Origin of the sequence: Coleofasciculus sp. E2-BRE-01 (genome assembly GCF_040221695.1) — a bacterium.
GTDB lineage: Bacteria > Cyanobacteriota > Cyanobacteriia > Cyanobacteriales > Coleofasciculaceae > Coleofasciculus.
This window is the reverse complement of the sequence record NZ_JAVKEA010000216.1, coordinates 1-19,505: the sequence shown is the minus strand read 5'-3', so window position 1 is coordinate 19,505 and position 19,505 is coordinate 1. Positions and strand designations below refer to the sequence as shown.

Below are 19,505 nucleotides of genomic sequence, written 5' to 3'. Positions count from 1 at the left end.
TTCAGAACGGCTGCAATTGGGACAAATGGCGATAACCCGATGATTTATTCTTTATCTTGCCTGACATTGGAGCGCTATTACAAAGGGAATCGCCTCTTTTAAAGCACTGATAAATGTATCAATCTCCTCGCGGGTGTCGGGGCTTTAAGTCAGTGACATTCATCCTGAGTTAAATCGCCTCACCTAAAATGAGCCGTTGTCGATGACTGTGCAATAACTGGAATTCCTGTTGCCCTACCTGCTCTACCATATAGATGATATCTTCAGGTCGCAGCAGCGTGCCGTCATTCCGACAACTGCCAACATAACGTAGCAGGGCGGGTTGGGATGGGGCGTCTGTTTTCACCTCTATCAGTTCTAACTCAAATAAGCGATCGCGTAAATTCACCGACTTCTTTTTCCCCGACTTGGTTCGCTTCTCTAGCCAAATCGCCTCAGCCTGGTTTACCTGATTAACCCAATTTTGCCACTGTTGCAGCGACGCTGATCCCGCTTCGCTTACCACTTCAAGCCGATACTCCGCTTTCTCTAAGAGGCGGGTTGTCGCTGGAACCTTTAAATCCGCTTCTTCAACCTGATAAACTGGGATATCCGGCGGCAGCTGATCCGCTAGCCGTTGCTGAAACTCCGCCACATCCATCGACTCGGTTAACTCAAAGTCAGCAATCTCACCACTACTCGACATCCCCAATGACAACGCATTCGCGATCATAATCCGGGGTCCAGGATGATATCCGCCAGTAAAGGTAATCGGTAACGATGCCCGTCTCACGGCACGGTCAAATAACCGGACTAAATCCAAATGACTGACTAATGTCATTTCGCCCACCTTACCGTACCACACCCGCAATCGCTGCGCTTTGTGTTGATTTGGCTTAAAATGACCTGTAAATTCGGGAATTTGTGGCGGTTCAAAGACAATATTATGACCGAAATCCGTGCCACAGATCCCACAGTGAGAACAGCCCTCAAAGGCACAATCGGGTACAGTCGCCGCATCTAGGGCGCGTTGTAAGTCTTCAATCAGCCAGTTTTTATCAATCCCGGTATCAATATGATCCCAGGGTAAGGGGGAAAGGGTGTAGGGGCGGGTTTCACTACTATCCTTTGCTTTATACCCAGATGCAACTAAACCCGCCCCGTCTGAGTGCGAGAGGTTTGCACCATCAAACACATTCCATTCGCCATTTTCGATTTGGCGATATTTCCAGGTAAGATCTGATTCTGCGATCGCACCTTCCCAAGCCGCAAACGCTTTATCTAAACTTTCCCACCAGGCATCCATTCCCGCACCCAATTCCCAGGCGCGACGCACCACCGCCCCTAAGCGTCTGTCACCGCGCCCCACAAAGTCTTCCATTGCCGAAATTCGCACATCGGTGTAGTTGACTTTCACACCTTTAATCCGGCGAAAAGCATCGCGTAATAAGTCTTGCTTGCGGATAAACTCAGACGTAGACACCGAATGCCACTGGAATGGTGTATGCGGCTTAGGCGTAAAGTTAGAAATCGTGATATTAAAGTTAAACCGTTTCCGCCCCGATGCCCGACATTCTTGCTGCAACCACCTCACCGTTTCCGCAATCCCGATCACATCGGCATCGGTTTCACCGGGCAAGCCAATCATAAAGTAGAGTTTAACTTTATCCCACCCTTGCTCAAATGCCGTCTTCACACCCCGCAGCAATTCTTCGTTCGTCAATCCCTTATTCACAATATCCCGCATCCGCTGGGTGCCAGCTTCTGGGGCAAAGGTTAACCCGCTTTTGCGCGTACCGCCGATAATATTGGCAATATTCTCATCAAACCGATCTACCCGTTGGCTGGGGAGAGACAGAGAGATATTCTCATTTTTGAGACGATTCTTTACCTCCAATCCCACGGCGGGTAGGGACAGGTAATCGGAACAGGAGAGGGAAAGCAGAGAGAACTCATTATATCCCGTCGCCCCCATTCCCTTTGCGATCGCATCCACGACTTTCTCCGGTTCTACATCCCTAGCGGGGCGGGTTAACATTCCCGGTTGACAAAAACGACACCCTCTGGTACAACCGCGTCGAACTTCAATCGTTAACCGATCATGAACGGTTTCGATATAGGGTACGAGTCCAATAGAATACTCCGGGATTGGTGTAGCGACTCGCCGCAAAATCCGCGCTGGCACATCGGGGCGATTGGGATGAACTGAACCATCCTCTGCCATATCGTAGAATTGTGGCACATAAACCCCCGGAATCTGCGCCAAGTCTAAGAGTAATTCCGTGCGAGTTAATCCGGCGGCTTTTCCTTCTTCAATAATTAAACCCATTTCGGGGAGTAATTCTTCCCCATCCCCTAGCGCCACAACGTCTAAAAAGTCGGCGTAGGGTTCTGGGTTGGATGTCGCGGTTTGTCCGCCAGCAAAAATTAGGGGAATTTCGGTAATGCTATGATTTGCCCGTTCTTGCCAAGTGAGGGGAATCTGGGCTAAGGAAAGCATTTCCAGGATATTGGTTGCCCCAAGTTCGTAGCTGAGGCTGAATCCCAGGATATCAAAGTCGGTGAGCGATCGCCGATTTTCGACTGTAAACAAAGGGGTTTGAGTGTCCCGCAATTTCGTGGCTAAATCGGATGCGGGTAAATACGCGCGATCGCAAAGTTGTCGAGGTTGAGTGTTTAGGATGTTGTAGAGAATAATATGCCCTAAATTAGATGCACCCACTTCATAGACTTCTGGGTAGGTTAATACCCAGCGCACCTTAGCCGTGTCCCAGGGTTTATGGACAGCGCCTAACTCGTTCCCCAGGTAGCGGGCTGGTTTGATGATGTCTTTAGTCAGTAGTTTCTCTGGTGCGATCGTCATGACAACCTTGCCCCTCTGAATCGAGTGCGGTTAACCCTTACAACTCATCCATCTTACAGAAGACTAGCAATAATGCCCAATCGTCACTCGACAATCCTGTGACTGTCTCCAATAAGAACAAATGAATCCGTCAGGGAAGTGTACAATTCACCTACTTTATGATATTGTCCTAGTTTCTCGATATCAGGGACATCTACTTGACAGCGTTATCAGGGAACACTACTGAGCGTTTGAGCTAGCTAATGCCAAGGGATTAAGCATACGCCATTGTCCGTCTTGAGCTGTCTTCTTGAGCGGTTAAGGTTGCCAAGAACGCATCATAGCTTTCAAAGATTTCCATAGCTTGATCCAGTTGAGTTAGCTCAAAAATCATCCGAACCGAATCCCCCACACTGCAAATGCTAAAGCGCTGGTTTCGCTGTTGCGCTAAACGCAACGCGGATACCAATACACCCAAGCCAGCACTGTCAAGGGTTTCTACCTGCTGCATATCTACCAGCACCGTCGAATAGCGTTCCGACAAAATAGCTGATTTCAGTTGCCGATCCAATTCAACCGCATTAGAGGCATTAACCTGACCCGTTGGTCTAACGATTGATAATTTGGAGTTTAAAGTTGTGATTGCCATAGCTCACTCCTCAGATTTGTATAGGTTAAGACATTGGATTAGAGAATCCACCTAAAGATAGCGCGTCAATTCTCCAATCAGCTACAAATTTTCATTAATAACGGGTTAAGGCTTCCTTCGTCGGTGATTTTCCTTCTTTCAGTTTTTAGTGTTCCGTAAAAAAAGATTCAACTTTGTATCCTAATATACTGAATAATGAACACTTAGTCAAAAGTCTTATCCCACAATTTCTGCGTCACGAAATATTTATCCTTAATACCAGTTGCTTTATATTTATAATTAATAGCCTATCTGTGACATCTTCCTTCAGGTAGAGAATAAAATGAATCATGTTTTAGCATTTATTCTACTTCTTTAACAATTTTTTGTATAATCAAATACGCTAATCGATTACCCAAGAAGGACTGATCTGCGATAAACTGTTAGAATTGCTCCTTTTTCAGCGGCTTAAGCCAACCGTCTGCTTAGTTATCAAATCAATTCCCTATACGATTTTTTGCCAAATAACAGTGACATAGATCACTAAAAAAAAAGATTATAATCACGCTCTCGTCTAGCAATTTCCCAGAGAATTGATCTAGTATGGAATTCTGTGTATATCAACAGTGAAAACCACCTACGTTATCCGCCATTTGGTTGAAAGAGCGCTTTATATCAGGCAACTAACTCCTGATATAGAGAATGAAATTAACTACGAATTAACTCGCTTAGGATATATTTCCGATGCTGATTACGAAGCCCTTGAATTATTAATGGCTGAGATGGATGCGGGTAGAATCCGGTTAGTTCCTAGTGTTTAGAGGGTTACGTTAATCATCACCAGCTAGACGGGAAATTTTTGTAAGTGCCAAAAGCCAGTTTTAGATTACCCTATAGAGTTGATTTCAGGGATGAATCAAACTCCTGGGGATAGGTTTGCCAAATTTCAGCAATGAAATCAGCAAGTTGATGGCGAGTATCAGAATTATCTTTTGGGTGACGATGTAAGTCTTCCAGTTGCGCTAATAGAGGAATGACCTCCGTATCCCAAACCAGTCGTAAAAACTTTGTGGGCCAAAGTACGTCAGGTCCTTGACGCAAATCATACAATCTGAGAGATTGAGGCAGAACCGAGGTTATATCTTCATTCTCGCTTGAGGTTACAGCTAACATCAAAGGACGCAACCAGCAAATCTGCCGCCATTCAACGACTTCAATCACTTCAGCGTATAAGTGGCGTGTTGCGTATTCTAAACAAACGATCTGGTGAGTCTGAATAATGCTCATTTTGTCACAATATTTTTCATGAAAACCACCCCTCGGTTGAATCTCAATCTGAGGGGATAACCTTAAGTATTTGCCGTAATCCAATACTAACAAGGATTACAGCATTTTAGAATTATTTTAATATAGGCACGTCCACAACCTTTGGCTAATTCAGCGTTATACTCTGATTAGCTGCACAATAGTCTCGGCAATTAATCGCTTGTTCCGAATTGGCAACAGACGGATGAATGGTACATTTGAGACGATAATCGTTGGTAAAAAATTGACAGTGGCTACAAGGGATTTGATGCATACGCTTAGCATTTGCCACACCGTCTTTAATCGCCAACCCGACTGTTACTAGGCTCATGATTACTATTGTCCACGCTAGACAAAAGCACAAGGGTATGAGGAAAGGCTGAATCGCCTGAATGAGGGGGTAGAGAACTTGAAACACAATTCTATCCTATCTGACAAATTAACCAACACTATTATTAAAACTAATCTGAATGATTAGTTTTGGAAATTATAGCAAATTTTGCCAGATTCGATCATCGGTACCGCAACATTGGCAGTTAAATATCTTACCAAGTTGCGGCTCATTGCAGTCGATAAGTAGGGGCGGCTGAATAGGTGGTAAGGCGAGGGAACCGGGAACAGTCAGAATTTGAGGGTGGTTAACATTTCTTAGTCATGAAATCCACCCCTATAGATGCGCCATGGCATGTCTTTACATTCAAGATTTCCCTCCCTTAAGAGACGCTAAAGGTGTGCCAATTATCTTTAAAACGGAATATCATCTAAATCTTTCTGGGTATCAGGAACCGGGGGAACGTTTGGCACCGTAGTCGGTTCATAAGTCGGCTGCTCAATCGGCGATGAATAATCATAGTCCTGATCTCTGGGTGCAGATACAGGTGCCGGGGTTGGAGGGGCTGGGCGCGATCGCATGGGAACCACATTCTCGTTAGGCTTAGGTGATGATGGGATTGTTGTCGCCTGCATCGTTGGGGAAACGGTAGCCGTTTGTAGCCCCATGTCCGTATCTGCACCCAGCTTATGAACTCGATAAGTGGTTAATTCAGCCCGTTTTTCTTTAAATCCTTCGGGGCGCTCAATCGTATTCATACTCAGACGCCCTTCCAGGACTACAAGATCACCAACCCCATAGTTTTCCTTGATTTCTTGAGCCAAATTGCCCCAACCGACTACTTTAAGTGTTGAAGGTGGATCATCAGAACGCACACTGGGAAACTGCACCAGCATTTGGGCAATCGGGGTTTGATTATCTGAGGTGTAACGCAGTTCTGGATCTTGAATAATTTGTGCCATCAAGACGCAGCTATTCATCGTTAATATCTCCTGGCGCTTTGGGTAATTGGTCGAGTCACTGATTGACCATGACTGCTAGTTGAGTCGCGCTTATGTTTGGGACAATTGGTCGTTTAAAAAACCATATTCGCCCATTCTATCATCACTCTGATAGGAGCTATTGACTCCTTACCTAGCAGACTTATGTTGACCAACGAAAAAGGAGTCCGTTGCTATAACTCAACGGCTTCCTTCTTTAATTTAGAACAAAAGTACTATATTGTCAGGAGGGAGAAGACAGAAAGTACGAAACCCGCCCTGACGGTAGAGACGTAGCCTGCTACGTCTTTACACCTCCTAGACAGTCGATTCTGCTTGGGGCAGTTCTAACCCTTGCTCTTGTTCGATGAACTCTTGCACATACGTGCGATATTTTCTCAGATTTTCATCGACCCAATTCCGATCATCGCTGTTGGCAAAGATATGGACTAGGGGTTCTCCAGCATCGGGCAAAATCAACACCCAACTGTCTGTGTACCGATCCACAATTTTCACCCCATCAATCAGTTCTAAGTCATCATTGGCATGGGTTTCGACTAAGTGGCGCATTAATGCTCCCTTGACCGTCCAAGGACAGCGCATGGTATAGATTTTATGGCACACCCGAGGCAATTCGCTGCGAATCTGACCTAAGGATCGCTCTTGAATGGTTAGCATCTCAATTAACTTGGCGATGCAGAACATGGCATCAAATCCGGGATGGAGTTGCGGAAAAATAAAGCCCATTTCCTCAGAACCACCCAACACAACATTAGGATTAGTTTGAGAGGCTTCCATCAACGCCGCTGGATTCGCCTTAGTACGAATCACTCGACCATCATGACGACGGGCGATTTGTTCCACAGCACCGGAGGTATGAACCGGAACCACTACAGTACTGCGAGGATGAGCCGTCAGCATCACGCTAACCATCAGCGCGGTTAGGGTTTCCCCACGTACAGGCATTCCGGATTCATCCACCAAGATCAGTTGTTCCCCATTCGCGGACACCTGCACGCCAAAATTGCCCTTTAAGGCTTCCACCACTTGACCGAGTTGGGTTAGCAATCCTTCTCGTTCATCGGCAGATAGGGACATTTGATTTAAGCTGGCATTTAGGACAACGGCATCACAGCCGAATTTCGCCAACAAGACGGGGAGAACCGCCCCAGAAACGGCATAAGCATAGTCAATCACTAATTTCGCGCCACTATTGCGAATCGCTTGCACATTTAAATGCCGCTCAAAGCCGACGCTATAGAGATCGAGTAACTGGCTGGGGTAGTTGACATTGCCGATTTCTGGAATCGGCGATCGGCGCAAGTCCTCTTTGAAGTAAGCCCCTTCAATTTTCTTCTCCTTCGCCTTAGAGATATTGATGCCGTGGGAATCAAAAATCTCGATCAGAATATAGTCAGGGCGATCCGGGTGTACCCGGACGTGAATCCCCCCGATCACGGTTAGTGTGGGTACAACCAGACGAGCGATGGGGATGGCTGTGGCTTCTAGGTTTTGGACATGAACCCCCACCGACATCAAGCCCGCAATTAGCGATCGCGATACCATGCGAGAGATACTACGTTGATCGCGAGAGACGGTAATTTGAGACCCCGCTTTTAAGGTTGATCCGTAAGCCGCCCCTAATTTGACCGCAAACTCTGGCGTAATATCAATATTTGCTAAGCCTTGAACGCCGCGCTGACCAAAAAGATTCCGTTGCGCTGTACTTCCCCAAATCAGGTTCATGTTTAACATGGCACCCGATTCAATTTTCTTGCTGGGCCAAACCCTCACACTAGGGCTAATTTGCGCTTCTTCTCCCACGGTGGACAAAGCCCCCACAACCGCACCTTCTAAGACATGGGCACGACGATCCACCCGCGTTCCTCGGCAAATGACACAAGCCCGCAGATGGACTTCATCGCCAATAATCGAACCATTCCAGAGAATCGGACGCTTCAGGTCAGCGTAAGCCCCAACGGTGACATTATCCCCAATGACGGTTCCTGCCTCAATATTTACCCCTGGACCAATGCGACAATTACTGCCAATTAGGGCTGGGGTTTCGATTTTAGCTGTAGGATCAATGGATGTATTTTGCCCCACCCATAGTTCTGGTTTCTGCTCTTCGTAGGCAAAGTCAATCTCTACTTTTCTATCTAAGGCGTCGTAGTGGGATTCGCGGTAAGCATCAAGATGACCGACATCACACCAATATCCATCCGCGACAAAGCCATACATGGGTTCCCCTTTGTCTAAGAGTAGGGGAAACAGGTCTTTAGAAAAGTCAGATTCTGTGTTTTCGGGCAGGTAATCCAGGACAGACGGTTCTAAGATGTAAGTGCCTGTATTTACCGTATCCGAGAAAATCTCACTGGTTGAGGGTTTTTCTAAAAAGCGGCGAATCCGCATTTGTTCATCGGTAATTACCACCCCAAATTCCACAGGATTGGGGACGCGGTAGAGAACAATGGTGGCTTTCGACTTACGACTTTTGTGGAATTCAATGGCGGCTTGCAAATCGAAGTCGGTGATGCTGTCACCACTGATCACAATGAAGGTATCATCGAGTAGTTCGGCAATATTTTTCACGCAACCAGCAGTACCGAGGGGCTGCTCTTCTTCGACCGCATACGTCATTTGCACGCCAAAGTCACTGCCATCTTGGAAATAATCCCGCATCACATCGGGGAGGTAGTAAAGTGTAGCAATGACTTCGGTGATGTTATGGCGTTTGAGTAGGTTGATAATGTGTTCCGCGATCGGTCGATTGAGTACCGGCACCATGGGTTTGGGCAGATCACAGGTTAGTGGTCTCAGACGTGTTCCCGAACCGCCTGCCATCAGCACTGCTCGCATAAGTCCTCCTAAAAATTTTTGGGCTTGACGGGGTTTGAACCGTATAGTTTTCTACTTATTGTCTCGTTCAACCGTTCCTGATGAGAAAAGCTGAGCTAGCAAGGTCACGCTACAACTGACACATAGATGGATAAATAGACTGGAACTGAACTTATATGCTACTTTGACTTGTAGCTGGGATCAATTCTACCCAGGACTGAAATGTTAAAGTCAAAAAGCTGAAAGCTTGATTTGAAAAGTTATTCAAGGATTCGTATACCTCCAGAGATCACCGGAGACGTTTTGGAGGAGTTGGTCTAAAATGAGTAAATTAGCAGGCTCGCTTTTGCTCGGCTGAGGCTTCGCAGTCGGTGTAAAACAGTCCCTGATTCGGCTTCTTGGGGGTTAATTTGGATGAAAGTATTAGTTTTGCTTCTGGTGTTAGGGATTTATGGCTACGGCGCTTGGAAGTTCTGGACGGGGTTCAATCGGACAAACTTCTCCCGTGGCTTGCCTAACCGGATTTATTTGTCTCTGTTGTGGCCCGTTTTGATTGTGGCTAATAAGTCTTATCGGAAAAACTTTAACAGAGCGCTGAAAGGTCGGTAGGTTTTGCCAGAGAGTCAAAGGCGTCTGTGGCTGATTGGTGGGACAAGTGAGAGTGTACAGTTAGCAGAGGCGATCGCGTCTGGAGATCTGCCTTGTCTGGTTACGGTGACAACAGCTGCCGCTGAGTCACTTTATCCTCAAACACCCAGTTTACAGATACAAGTAGGGCGCTTGAATGGGAAGCAGATTGAGCAGCTTTGTCAACAGCAGCAGATTACAGCCATACTTGATGCATCTCATCCCTATGCAGTAGAAATTTCCCGAATTGCGATCGCGACTGCACAACGTTACCAAATTCCCTACCTGCGTTTTGAACGTCCTCTGGTTAAGGGAAACGAGGGAGATGGGGGAAATCAGGGCGGGTTTAGTAACATCAGGGTGACAACAAATGATAATAGTGAAACCCGCCCCTACACATCGGTCAGGGCGGGTTTTGAACAAAGGTTATCATCAACAGCGAAACCAAATTCCCTAAACCCGCCCCTACAGACGAATAATCAACCCCCTGTGATTACCTTAGACAGCTTTGAAACGTTGGTGGCGGGTAACTATTTGAACCAACAACGGGTACTGTTAACCGTTGGTTATAAAGTTTTATCCTTATTTCAAGACTGGCAAGCGCGATCGACTCTATTTGCCCGGATTCTTCCCGCCGTTACGTCTTTAGAGGCGGCTATCGCAGCCGGATTTAGTCGCGATCGCATTATAGCCCTACGCCCCCCTGTACCCGTTGAATTGGAAATGGCACTCTGGCGTCACTGGGATATTTCACGGGTAGTGACTAAGGCGTCTGGGGTAGCCGGGGGAGAGGCGACGAAGCGACAAGTGGCGGCGCAGTTGGGAATTCCATTAATTGTCATTGATCGTCCGGTGGTAACGTATCCACAGCAAACCAGTGATGTCGCCGTAGCGTTGGAGTTTTGCCAGAGATATAGCGCTACGCACTCTAGTTAGGACATAAAAGAAAAAATCAAAACATCACCCTGTTGCCTTAATCCAATTGTTCAGCCGGGTAAAAATGGATTGAGTCAACTGATTAAACTGTTGCTGGCGATACCACTTTTGAAACGCTTTCTCATAAGCGTCTCCTTGAAGTTGATAAGTATTCCACGTCTTCAAACCCAGTCCTGATCCCCAAAACAAGAGAATATACAATGCCCAGGAAAGCTGACCATCACTGAGCAAATTAATCACAACTAAAAAGCTGTTAACGATAATATATTTGCCCAACCGCTGCTTTAATTGGCTGCGCCGATATTGTTCAAACTCCTGGCGCTTGTGCTGCTGTTGCTGCTGAAGCCGCCATTCCTGTTCCGCTAGTTGGAGGTTCGCTGGCGAGATTCCCAATTCAGCTGCAATTTCCACAAGCTGCGTCCGGGAAAACTCGCCGCCATTGGCTTGACGGACGATCGCGAGATTCAGGATTTGCTGGAGTTCTTCTTGGTGATAAGACTGGATAGTAGTGGATTCAGAAACAGACATGACCTAAATTAAGAGGATGAGTGGGCTGAAGATGAAAACAACAAATAGTGGCACATTGAGGTTGTCCTTCCTCTATTATTATCAACGACACCTAGACAGACAGCACAGACCTGCTGATGTTCACAACCGAACCCCTAGGGTCGGATTTTACGAAAAATAATAGTGGAACGGAAGTTTTACATTTCGTTACGATAGATTCAGACCCCAAGGAGGACACTATAACAACTATAAAAACGTTTTCTTTGACAGTAGATTTGAGGTAATTCGTATGAACGGTAGTATTCGTGTTGGTAATTTATGGGGGATTCCCTTTTATGTAAATCCCTCCTGGTTTTTAGTTCTAGCTTTGGTCACCTTTGAGTTTGGCGGATATCTCGGCGGGTTTGCTGGATTGACAGGTCTTTTACCCTGGGTGCTGGGATTCGTGGGGGCGCTGTTGCTATTTGCCTCGGTTTTAGCCCATGAATTGGGGCATAGTTTAGTCGCCATTCGCCAGGGCATTGAGGTGAAATCGATTACCCTGTTTCTCTTTGGGGGTCTAGCCAGCTTAGAGAAGGAATCTCAAACGCCAGCCGACGCATTCTGGGTGGCGATCGCGGGTCCTTTAGTTAGTTTAGCCCTTTTTGCCCTATTTACGGGTATCGGCGTGAGCAGCGGCGTCTCTGGTCCCTTGGCAGCCATTCTCAGTTTACTGGCTTCGATCAATTTAGTCTTAGCCCTGTTCAACCTGATTCCTGGCTTACCGTTAGATGGTGGCAATATCCTCAAGTCCGTGGTTTGGAAAATCACCGGGAATCCCTATCGAGGTGTTGTTTTTGCTAGCCGGGTTGGTCAGGTTGTGGGATGGATGGGAATCAGCATCGGCATCCTTTCTGTCTTGGGACTGAGTAACTTTGGTAGCATCTGGACGCTATTAATTGGGGTATTCCTGCTGCAAAATGCGGGTATGTCGGCGCAATCAGCCACCCTGCAAGAAAAACTCCAGGATCTGAAAGCTGAAGATGCGGTAATTCCAGAGAGTCCAATTATCTCGGCTGATCTGTCGCTGCGGGAATTTGCCAACAACTATATTATCGGCAAAAAAGAATGGCGCAAGTTCTTGGTGACTGATGAACAAGGACAATTGATCGGTGCGATCGCGGTTGATGATCTCAAAACGATCCCCACCTCAAACTGGACAACGACTCCAGTCAGTGAACTGATCCAGCCTGTGGATTTGGATGCGATCGTCAAATCCGATCAGTCTCTGTTAGAAGTGATTACGCTGCTGGAACAAGGCAAATTTACTCAATTGCCTGTGGTGCGCGAAAATGGAGTCCTGGTTGGGCTGCTGGAAAAGGCATCAATTGTTAGTCTCCTAGAGAAGCGAACTCAAACCAATCCCGCTTAAACCTATTGGCGTCAGTGAAATTAAAGACTTAAGCCTAATCCCTCGAATAAAGTTCGGGGGATTTATAATAGATGGGCATCCTGGAAAAGATGTATTAGGAGGTTAAATAGTGATTCAGTGAAGACAAAACTTAAGCGATTAATCTTTTGGGTACGAAAATTTTCAGTTCATTTCGTCGCTTATTTCTGGAAGTTACCCACTTGGTCAGTTGTTGTCGGGGCGACTGTTCTGGTCATCGGCGTGATCCTGATTACGGATGAGAACTCTCAACTTTCTAAAATTCTGAATAATGTTGAAGCTATCAGTATTTTTGCGGCGGTTGTTTTATTTTTAAAAGAAACGCCGAATCGAAAAAAACAATTCTATTACCAAGCTTGGCGCACAATAGACGCTGCCCATGGACGACAAACTAGCTATGCGCGGGTTCAAGCCCTGCAAGATTTGAATGAAGATGGTGTGAGTTTGAGAGGACTCAATATTCCAGGGACAAATTTACAACGTATCAACTTACCGAAAGCGTTTCTCTATGAAGCTAACTTACAAGAAGCCAATTTAATTACCGCTGATCTGAGTAACAGTCACCTGGATAAAGCGAAACTTCATAAAGCGAAACTGAATGCTGCGAAACTCTCTGGTGCTTGCTTGATTGCTACCGATCTGAGTCATGCGGATCTGAGTGAAGTTAACCTGAAAGGTGCTGATCTGATTGATGCTAACCTGAGCAATGCTAATCTTATTGGTGCTAATTTAAAGGGTGCGGACTTGAGTCGGGCAGATTTAAGTCATGCTAACTTGAGTAGAACGGATCTGAGTCAAGCCGATTTGATGGATACTATCCTAAGTGACGCTGATCTGAGTGGGGCTAATCTGAGTTATGCTGACTTCAATAATGCGGATTTAAGTAATGCTGATTTGAGTGGGGCTAATCTGAGAAATACTGATTTTACCGATGCTAATTTAAGTGGTGCTAACTTAAGCGGGGCTGATTTGAGAGGGGCAGATTTGAGTGATGCTAATCTGAATGACGCTAATCTGAGTGATGCTAATCTGAGTCAAGTGGATCTCAGCAATGCTTATATTGATAGCATCAATCTCCAACCCGCTAAATTCAAAAAAAACGAAAATATTTTGTATCATCGAGAGGCTAAAAGAAGGATTTAACCTACATTCCGCAGATCCTGACGGACAGCATTAGGAAGTAATAAAAAATTTACTCCGACAAAATCAATCAGTCCAACAATTCTTGCGTTTCTGTTGCTTTTTTGTTCATTCTTAGACGAACATGGAGTATTAATGATGTAAATTTATCAACTTACATTTAAAAAATAATTTCCTGGATAAAACTTGGATATTTTTTTCAGGATAATGACCACGAAAACAATTTTAATTTCCGCGAATAACTTCGGATTATGACCAAATAGTATTATTTGTATACTCTGATTCATCCATCTTCAACAATTAAATAATATTCCCGGCAATATTTTCCTAAATGTTTCAATATGTGTTGACGTTCTAAGGTTAAATTACTCACGTATCGCTTTCCAGCTACAGTCACTAAATGCACAGCTTGAAACATCTGAAATATCCATCTCATTGTCGGTCTACCTGTTAATTTTTTGACCTGATTTTTCACGGTCTCATTGGCAGATGCTAATTCTTTTCGCAATTTTCTTTGGGCGAGGTTATACACTAACAAACATAGTGCCATTATCATCGCAATCGCTTCCACCCTCTGGGGATTTTTAACGAATACACTCGATGTGAAGAACAACGGATCTTTGAGAAATCTAAATCCTCTTTCGTTACTTTGTTGTCCTTTATATTCTTCTAATATCTCCTGATTACTTACCTCAGTTCCGTCTAATATATTCGTCGCTAAAATAAATCTGCCTGCTTTGATTTTTTCCGCTTCGATGACGGATTCTTGCCTCTCAACTTGACCACTAACTTGATAGAATTTTTTCTCGCTCTTTTTCTCAGGCTGCTTAACTCGTTTTTCTCGACATTCAATTTCTTTTATTTGGTGATATTTCCATGAAGCAAGAAAGTGTTTTAATGGCTTTCTTTGCGTCGTCTTTACAAGCAAACAACTGTCTGTAAAGCTTGCGTACACTGGCTTGTGCATTTTCTTCTTGTTTTTCTATCTGCTTGTCTATTTGTTTGAGCCTTGCTTTTTTCCTCGCTTCGCTTTCTACAACTACCCATCTTTGTTTGATGCCGCCGTATTCACTTTCTCGCTCTGCCATCTTATATCCTTTTATTTGGCTCTCTTCCCATTCATTCTCTTCAATCTCTACTATTTTATTTTTTGCTTCTTTCACACTTAACGGCACTCTTGTTATCCATTTCATCTCTCTCATCGCTGATAAATTATCCGCTGTGTATAAGGCACTATCTCCCACATATATCCCCGCAAATGTCCACTGTTTTTTAAACTCTTTTAATCTTTCGACAAATACACTTTTATCATCGACATTTCCGGAATCCACTTTTAGATACAGCGGCACGTCTCCATCTCCGGTTACAATCATGTCAATGATAAATTGTTTCAGATCTGGTCTTTTATCTCTCGAATATCCATGAACTATCTCTATGGCTTTCATCTCGGGTTCTACTTCTCGCTCTTCTCCTTCAATTATTTCGTTATTTTTTCCCTTTATTTCATACTCTCCTTGTACTGCCATTGAACTCCCATCTATATGAACACTGTTCATTTCTACTTGAAAAATATGCGTTGCTTTTAGGGATAATGCTGTAAATATTTTCGTTATTCCCGCTCGGTGATATTTGTCTAATCCTCTTCCTAATCGGTCATCATTCAAATGTTCCGGCAATACTCCTTCTCCTATTAGGTGTTCTGTGGCTTTCCCCACGAAAAAGTTTTCAAATAGATATAGTGGGGCGCTCAAAAATCCCAATCCATTCAAAATCATCGCTTTCATGACTTGTCCGGGACTAAGAGTTTCTTTCTTTTTTATCCCTACTATTTTATTCACTTCTTCCACCAATCCCATCTCATCTATTATTCCCGCCACTATTGCTAAATGGTCTAAATTTTCAATTTTTAGCGTATCCTGACTCTCTTTCATGCTTTTTCCCTCTTAGTCTTTGACTCCATTATTTTACCTTAAAAACGCCTGAAACAGTTACTGGCCAAATATTTTGGGATTTAATTTATTCAATTTCATCGCTATGAATTCTGTTGAAATATCTGCGGAATGTAGGATTTAAACAGGGTGCATTTCAATGAAATTGTCGGGGCGCAAGCCTTGCGCCCCTAAAATCGTAATATCTATTCCACTATTTTAGCTGGGTGCTGGGTAAAGGGCAGTGTAGGAGTTTATTTAGTCATCATAAACTCGACCTTTATCACTACTGTTATTCAGGACTTTCACAGCCTGTGGCGTTTTGCCAATTCACCTGAGGTGTTACGGTGGGAGATTCTGCCACCAACATTATCTGCCCATTTGCCAATTTCACCCACCCTTGCGCTTCAATAATTTGCCGAGATTGACTTGAATTGGGCGTGACAGATTCTGGATATGTTTGGGTTGGAGTATCTTCATCTAAACTCACCCAATTACTAACAATCACGTCACTCTCCAGAACATCCAGAGGACTCGCTGGAATACCGCCGCGACCTGTAACAATAAAACTACTGGCTAACGCCCCACCCCCCGCATTACAGGAACGGTCAATCAGGCGTTCTGCATCAACAAAGTTATTCTCTAATTCGGTTAATCCTCGGTTCGGGTCAATATCAGGTCGGTTTTCCACAAAGACACCATCGAGTCCAAATTCAGAACTAACGGTAATGTCGTTTAAGGGAGTGCGTTGAGGTCGAAATGCAATATCAAATAGTCCTTGAGTGGTAACGGTGACGCGCCCTCCGTTTCCTTGCACCGCATTGGCAATAATATCACTTCCTTCTGTACCAGTTGGAGGTAGGGCGATGATAAATGTCGAATCAATTGTCACGTTACCCCCATTGGCGTCGGCGAGGGCGCTGGCAGAAATCAGGCTTTCGTTTTCTAGGAATAGCAGGTTTAAATCGTCCAGGGTAATATTGGCACCCTCTTGTGCGCTACTGATTCCGGTTTCAGCAAAGATTGTGCCTTGATTGAGGACGATGGAATCCGCCGCGATTGTGAGATTTCCAGCTTGTCCTTGGGGACTGCTGACGGTAACTTGCGCTCCTTTTTCCACCTGAAGTTCCTGAGTTGTAACGGTTAAGTCTCCCGCCGTACCGCCGTTGGTGGCTGCAACAGCTAAACCGCCTGCTCCGGTGAGTTGTACGGAGTCAGCCGCATTAACCGTCAATTTTCCGGCTGTACCTGTTTGTGTGGAAGCGGAAATAAAGCTGTTATTGACTTGCAAGGTGTCTAAACCTTGTAAGGTAATCCCTCCACCTTGACTGGATACAGTAGCCGCAGATACGGAGGAGTTTTCCTGAAGACTTAACTGTGGTGTGGTAATCCTCATATCCCCAGCCCCACCAACACTCATTGAATTAGTCAACAAACGCGCCTGATTGTTCAGAGACACAGATTCAGAAGCATTGATAACTAAGCCACCTGCCGCTCCTGTGCCAAATGTAGAAGCGCCAACCACGCCCCGATTCCGGATGATTAGCTTTCCTGTATCGATTTGCAATAAATCTCCAGCATCTCCTGTGGAACCTGAAGCAGCGATTGTAGATAAGTTACTGTGGTTTCCTTTGGCATCTGTGCCAGTTACTTCCACAAACTCTGAGGCGTCTACAATCAGATTACCCCCCTTGCCCACACCAGAAGTTCCTGTTGTTGACTGTCCTCCATCCCGGATTAGCAGTCGTCCTGTGGTAATCCTGAGGCTTCCAGAATCGCTGTTACCTGAAGAACCAGCACTCAGGTTACTGGGAATGCTACCATCGGCTGTAGTCCCCACTACTTCCACGAAGTCTAAGGCTTCTATCGTTAAGTCGCCACCTTTGCCGAAGCCAAACGTCGTAGTTGAGACTTGACCTCCATCTTGAATCATTAACTGACTTGTATCAAGTTTTAAGTTTCCGGCATTTCCTGTCGCCTCTTCATTAACTTGAGTACCCAAAACGCTGGGTTGTCCATTGGCTGCTTCCCCAATGACTTGTACCAACTCAGAAGCATTTATGCTCAATGTCCCTCCATTACCCCGACCTAAGGTATTGGCTGATACTTGAGCTCCATCTCGGACAATCAATCGCTCTGTGTTAATCGTTAAGTCTCCCGCGTCTCCTCCCATGGTTAACTCAGTGCTAGTGAACAAGCCACTGTTACCCATCAAATCTACTGATTCGGAGGCAGTCACCGTTAAGGTTCCTCCATCACCCTGACCCAAGGTATTGGCTGATACTTCAGCCCCATCTCGGACAATCAATCGCTCTGTGTTAATCGTTAAGTCCCCGGCATTGCCCTCCGACCCTAACTTTGCTTGAGTAGATAAGCCACTGGCACCGAGATTATCTGGTGCGATACCAATGACTTCTACTAACTCCGAAGCCGTAACAACTATATCTCCTCCATCACCTTTACCTGCCGTCAAAGTTGATACGGCTGCTCCCTCTCTAACCGTCAACCGACCCGTTGAAACGTTCACATTGCCACCCGTTCCAGTTTCTGAAGTACCGGCAGCCAAACTACTAAACGTTTGACCATCGGGTGACATATCGCTCAGTTCGATAAACTCAGAGGCAGTTACGGTTAAATTGCCGCCGTCCCCTGCCCCAAAGCTAGAAGCTGATACTCTAGCTCTATCCCGAATACTTAGTTGTCGAGTGGAGATTGTTAAATCTCCTGCATTTGCACGACTATAAGTTTCCGTAGATAGAGAACTAAAAGCTTGACCATCGGGTGAAGTACCATTCACTTCTACAGATTCTCTGGCAGTGACATTCAGATTTCCAGCCTGTCCTTCACCCACAGTGGATGTCGAAACTAGTGCGCCATCTTGAATAATTAACTTCTCCGTACCAATAGTTAAATCTCCAGCATCTCCACTACTTGTAGCTAAAGCACCCAAGCCAGCAGACAATCCTCTCACTTCAACTAAATCGGCAGTAACGCTGAGGTTTCCTCCCTCTCCAGCACTAGAAGTCGTTGTTGATAGATGAGCCCCATCCTGAACCAGCAACCGTCCTGTATCAAGCGTCAAGTTTCCAGCATTTCCACCCAACTCTTCAGTTTGAGTAATCAAGCTGCTAGAACGTATTCCATTAGCCGTGGTTACTGTACCAATTAATTCTACTGAATCAGAGGCAGCTACGGTCAAGTTTCCACCCTCACCTATACCTGCAACACTAGTTGATATCCATGCTCCGTCCCTAACCGTTAACCGTCCTGTAGTAATCGACAAGTTTCCCGAATTTCCGGTAGTTCCTGGTTCGGTTTGAGTCAGTAAGTTACTAAATCGCCCATTAGCTAAAGCGCCTATTAGTTCTATAGACTCCGACGCTGTTACTGTGATGTTGCCAGCGTTGCCTTGTCCTGCCGGGAATGAATTAAACGCTTGACGAACTATTGCTTGTACTCCAGCACCATCTATGACGGAAAGCGAGTTAGCTTGAATGTTGATATCGCCACCATTGCCAACTCCTCCCACTTCAACGTTGCTGGCGACTAAACTAGGAATCCCGGCATTCACTCCAGCTACAGTGAGATGATTCGATACATCAATATCTATGTTTCCTGCATCTCCAAGTCCAAAGGTGCTAGCAGTTAACTGAGCACCATTGGTGATAGAGAATGAACCCGCTTCAATATCAATGTCTCCGCCTCTGCCTGTAGCTCTAACATCTAAACCGCTAGTAACTTCGCTTGGCACAAAATTGACACCATCAAGGGTAAAATCATCTCGAACATTAATATTGATGTTGCCAGCATTGCCTTGTCCGGCAGGGATGGTACCAGCAGCTTTACTAACGAAGGTTTGCACTCCAGCACCATCTGTGATGGAAAGCGAGTTAGCCTGAATGTTGATATCGCCACCGTTGCCAACTCCTCCCGCTTCAACATTGCTGGTGACTCGACTAGAAAACCCGGCATTCACTCCAGCTACAGTGAGATTATTCGATACATTAATATCTATGTTGCCCGCATCTCCAAGTC

General features: G+C 45.4%; 14 protein-coding genes and 1 pseudogene. 6 read left to right on the top strand and 9 right to left on the bottom strand.

Annotation, left to right across the window (positions count from 1 at the left end; translation table 11 throughout):
• Nucleotides 1–169: 169 nt before the first annotated feature.
• On the bottom strand, nt 170–2,842 hold the full coding sequence (locus tag RIG66_RS29325) for a TIGR03960 family B12-binding radical SAM protein (protein WP_446382953.1): 2,673 nt from the start codon (nt 2,840–2,842) through the stop codon (nt 170–172).
• 253 nt (nt 2,843–3,095) lie between these two features.
• The gene (locus tag RIG66_RS29320) at nt 3,096–3,470 is read right to left on the bottom strand and encodes an STAS domain-containing protein (protein ID WP_446382951.1); all 375 of its coding nucleotides are present in this window, start codon (nt 3,468–3,470) and stop codon (nt 3,096–3,098) included.
• A gap of 605 nt (nt 3,471–4,075) precedes the next feature.
• On the opposite strand from RIG66_RS29320, the gene RIG66_RS29315 reads away from it, so the two are divergent.
• The gene (locus RIG66_RS29315) at nt 4,076–4,270 is read left to right on the top strand and encodes a hypothetical protein (protein ID WP_006098826.1); all 195 of its coding nucleotides are present in this window, start codon (nt 4,076–4,078) and stop codon (nt 4,268–4,270) included.
• Between the two features lie 70 nt (nt 4,271–4,340).
• Here RIG66_RS29315 and RIG66_RS29310 read toward each other — a convergent pair whose 3' ends face one another.
• The 3 genes from RIG66_RS29310 to RIG66_RS29300 form a co-directional block, all read right to left on the bottom strand.
• Entirely contained in the window at nt 4,341–4,736 is a 396-nt protein-coding gene (locus tag RIG66_RS29310; protein ID WP_446382949.1) for a hypothetical protein, read from the bottom strand.
• Between the two features lie 145 nt (nt 4,737–4,881).
• Nucleotides 4,882–5,085 (bottom strand): hypothetical protein, encoded by a 204-nt coding sequence (locus RIG66_RS29305; RefSeq protein WP_006098999.1) that lies wholly within the window; start codon nt 5,083–5,085, stop codon nt 4,882–4,884.
• 413 nt (nt 5,086–5,498) lie between these two features.
• Nucleotides 5,499–6,065 carry a single-stranded DNA-binding protein gene (locus RIG66_RS29300; RefSeq protein WP_446382947.1) on the bottom strand — a complete coding sequence of 189 codons (567 nt, stop codon included), beginning with the start codon at nt 6,063–6,065 and terminating at the stop codon, nt 5,499–5,501.
• A 165-nt stretch (nt 6,066–6,230) separates the two neighbouring features.
• Here RIG66_RS29300 and RIG66_RS29295 point away from each other — a divergent pair, with 165 nt between their 5' ends.
• Nucleotides 6,231–6,362: a hypothetical protein gene (locus RIG66_RS29295; RefSeq protein WP_446382945.1), complete on the top strand. Its 132-nt coding sequence runs from the start codon at nt 6,231–6,233 to the stop codon at nt 6,360–6,362.
• A gap of 21 nt (nt 6,363–6,383) precedes the next feature.
• Here RIG66_RS29295 and RIG66_RS29290 read toward each other — a convergent pair whose 3' ends face one another.
• Complete coding sequence (locus RIG66_RS29290; protein WP_446382943.1) at nt 6,384–8,924, bottom strand: sugar phosphate nucleotidyltransferase; 2,541 nt, start codon at nt 8,922–8,924, stop codon at nt 6,384–6,386.
• Between the two features lie 393 nt (nt 8,925–9,317).
• On the opposite strand from RIG66_RS29290, the gene RIG66_RS29285 reads away from it, so the two are divergent.
• Nucleotides 9,318–9,512 carry a hypothetical protein gene (locus tag RIG66_RS29285; protein ID WP_446382941.1) on the top strand — a complete coding sequence of 65 codons (195 nt, stop codon included), beginning with the start codon at nt 9,318–9,320 and terminating at the stop codon, nt 9,510–9,512.
• A gap of 3 nt (nt 9,513–9,515) precedes the next feature.
• Nucleotides 9,516–10,466: a precorrin-6A/cobalt-precorrin-6A reductase gene (locus RIG66_RS29280; RefSeq protein ID WP_446382939.1), complete on the top strand. Its 951-nt coding sequence runs from the start codon at nt 9,516–9,518 to the stop codon at nt 10,464–10,466.
• A 24-nt stretch (nt 10,467–10,490) separates the two neighbouring features.
• Here RIG66_RS29280 and RIG66_RS29275 read toward each other — a convergent pair whose 3' ends face one another.
• On the bottom strand, nt 10,491–10,994 hold the full coding sequence (locus RIG66_RS29275) for a 2TM domain-containing protein (RefSeq protein WP_446382937.1): 504 nt from the start codon (nt 10,992–10,994) through the stop codon (nt 10,491–10,493).
• Nucleotides 10,995–11,262: 268 nt separating this feature from the next.
• On the opposite strand from RIG66_RS29275, the gene RIG66_RS29270 reads away from it, so the two are divergent.
• Together RIG66_RS29270 and RIG66_RS29265 are read left to right on the top strand one after the other, a co-directional pair.
• Entirely contained in the window at nt 11,263–12,384 is a 1,122-nt protein-coding gene (locus RIG66_RS29270; protein ID WP_446382935.1) for a site-2 protease family protein, read from the top strand.
• Nucleotides 12,385–12,501: 117 nt separating this feature from the next.
• Entirely contained in the window at nt 12,502–13,545 is a 1,044-nt protein-coding gene (locus RIG66_RS29265) for a pentapeptide repeat-containing protein (RefSeq protein WP_446382933.1), read from the top strand.
• A gap of 280 nt (nt 13,546–13,825) precedes the next feature.
• On the opposite strand, the pseudogene RIG66_RS29260 reads toward RIG66_RS29265, so the two are convergent.
• Nucleotides 13,826–15,473 (bottom strand): annotated as a pseudogene (locus RIG66_RS29260) (IS1634 family transposase).
• 289 nt (nt 15,474–15,762) lie between these two features.
• Nucleotides 15,763–19,505: beta strand repeat-containing protein (locus RIG66_RS29255; protein WP_446382931.1), on the bottom strand; the 3,743-nt coding region annotated here is incomplete at its 5' end.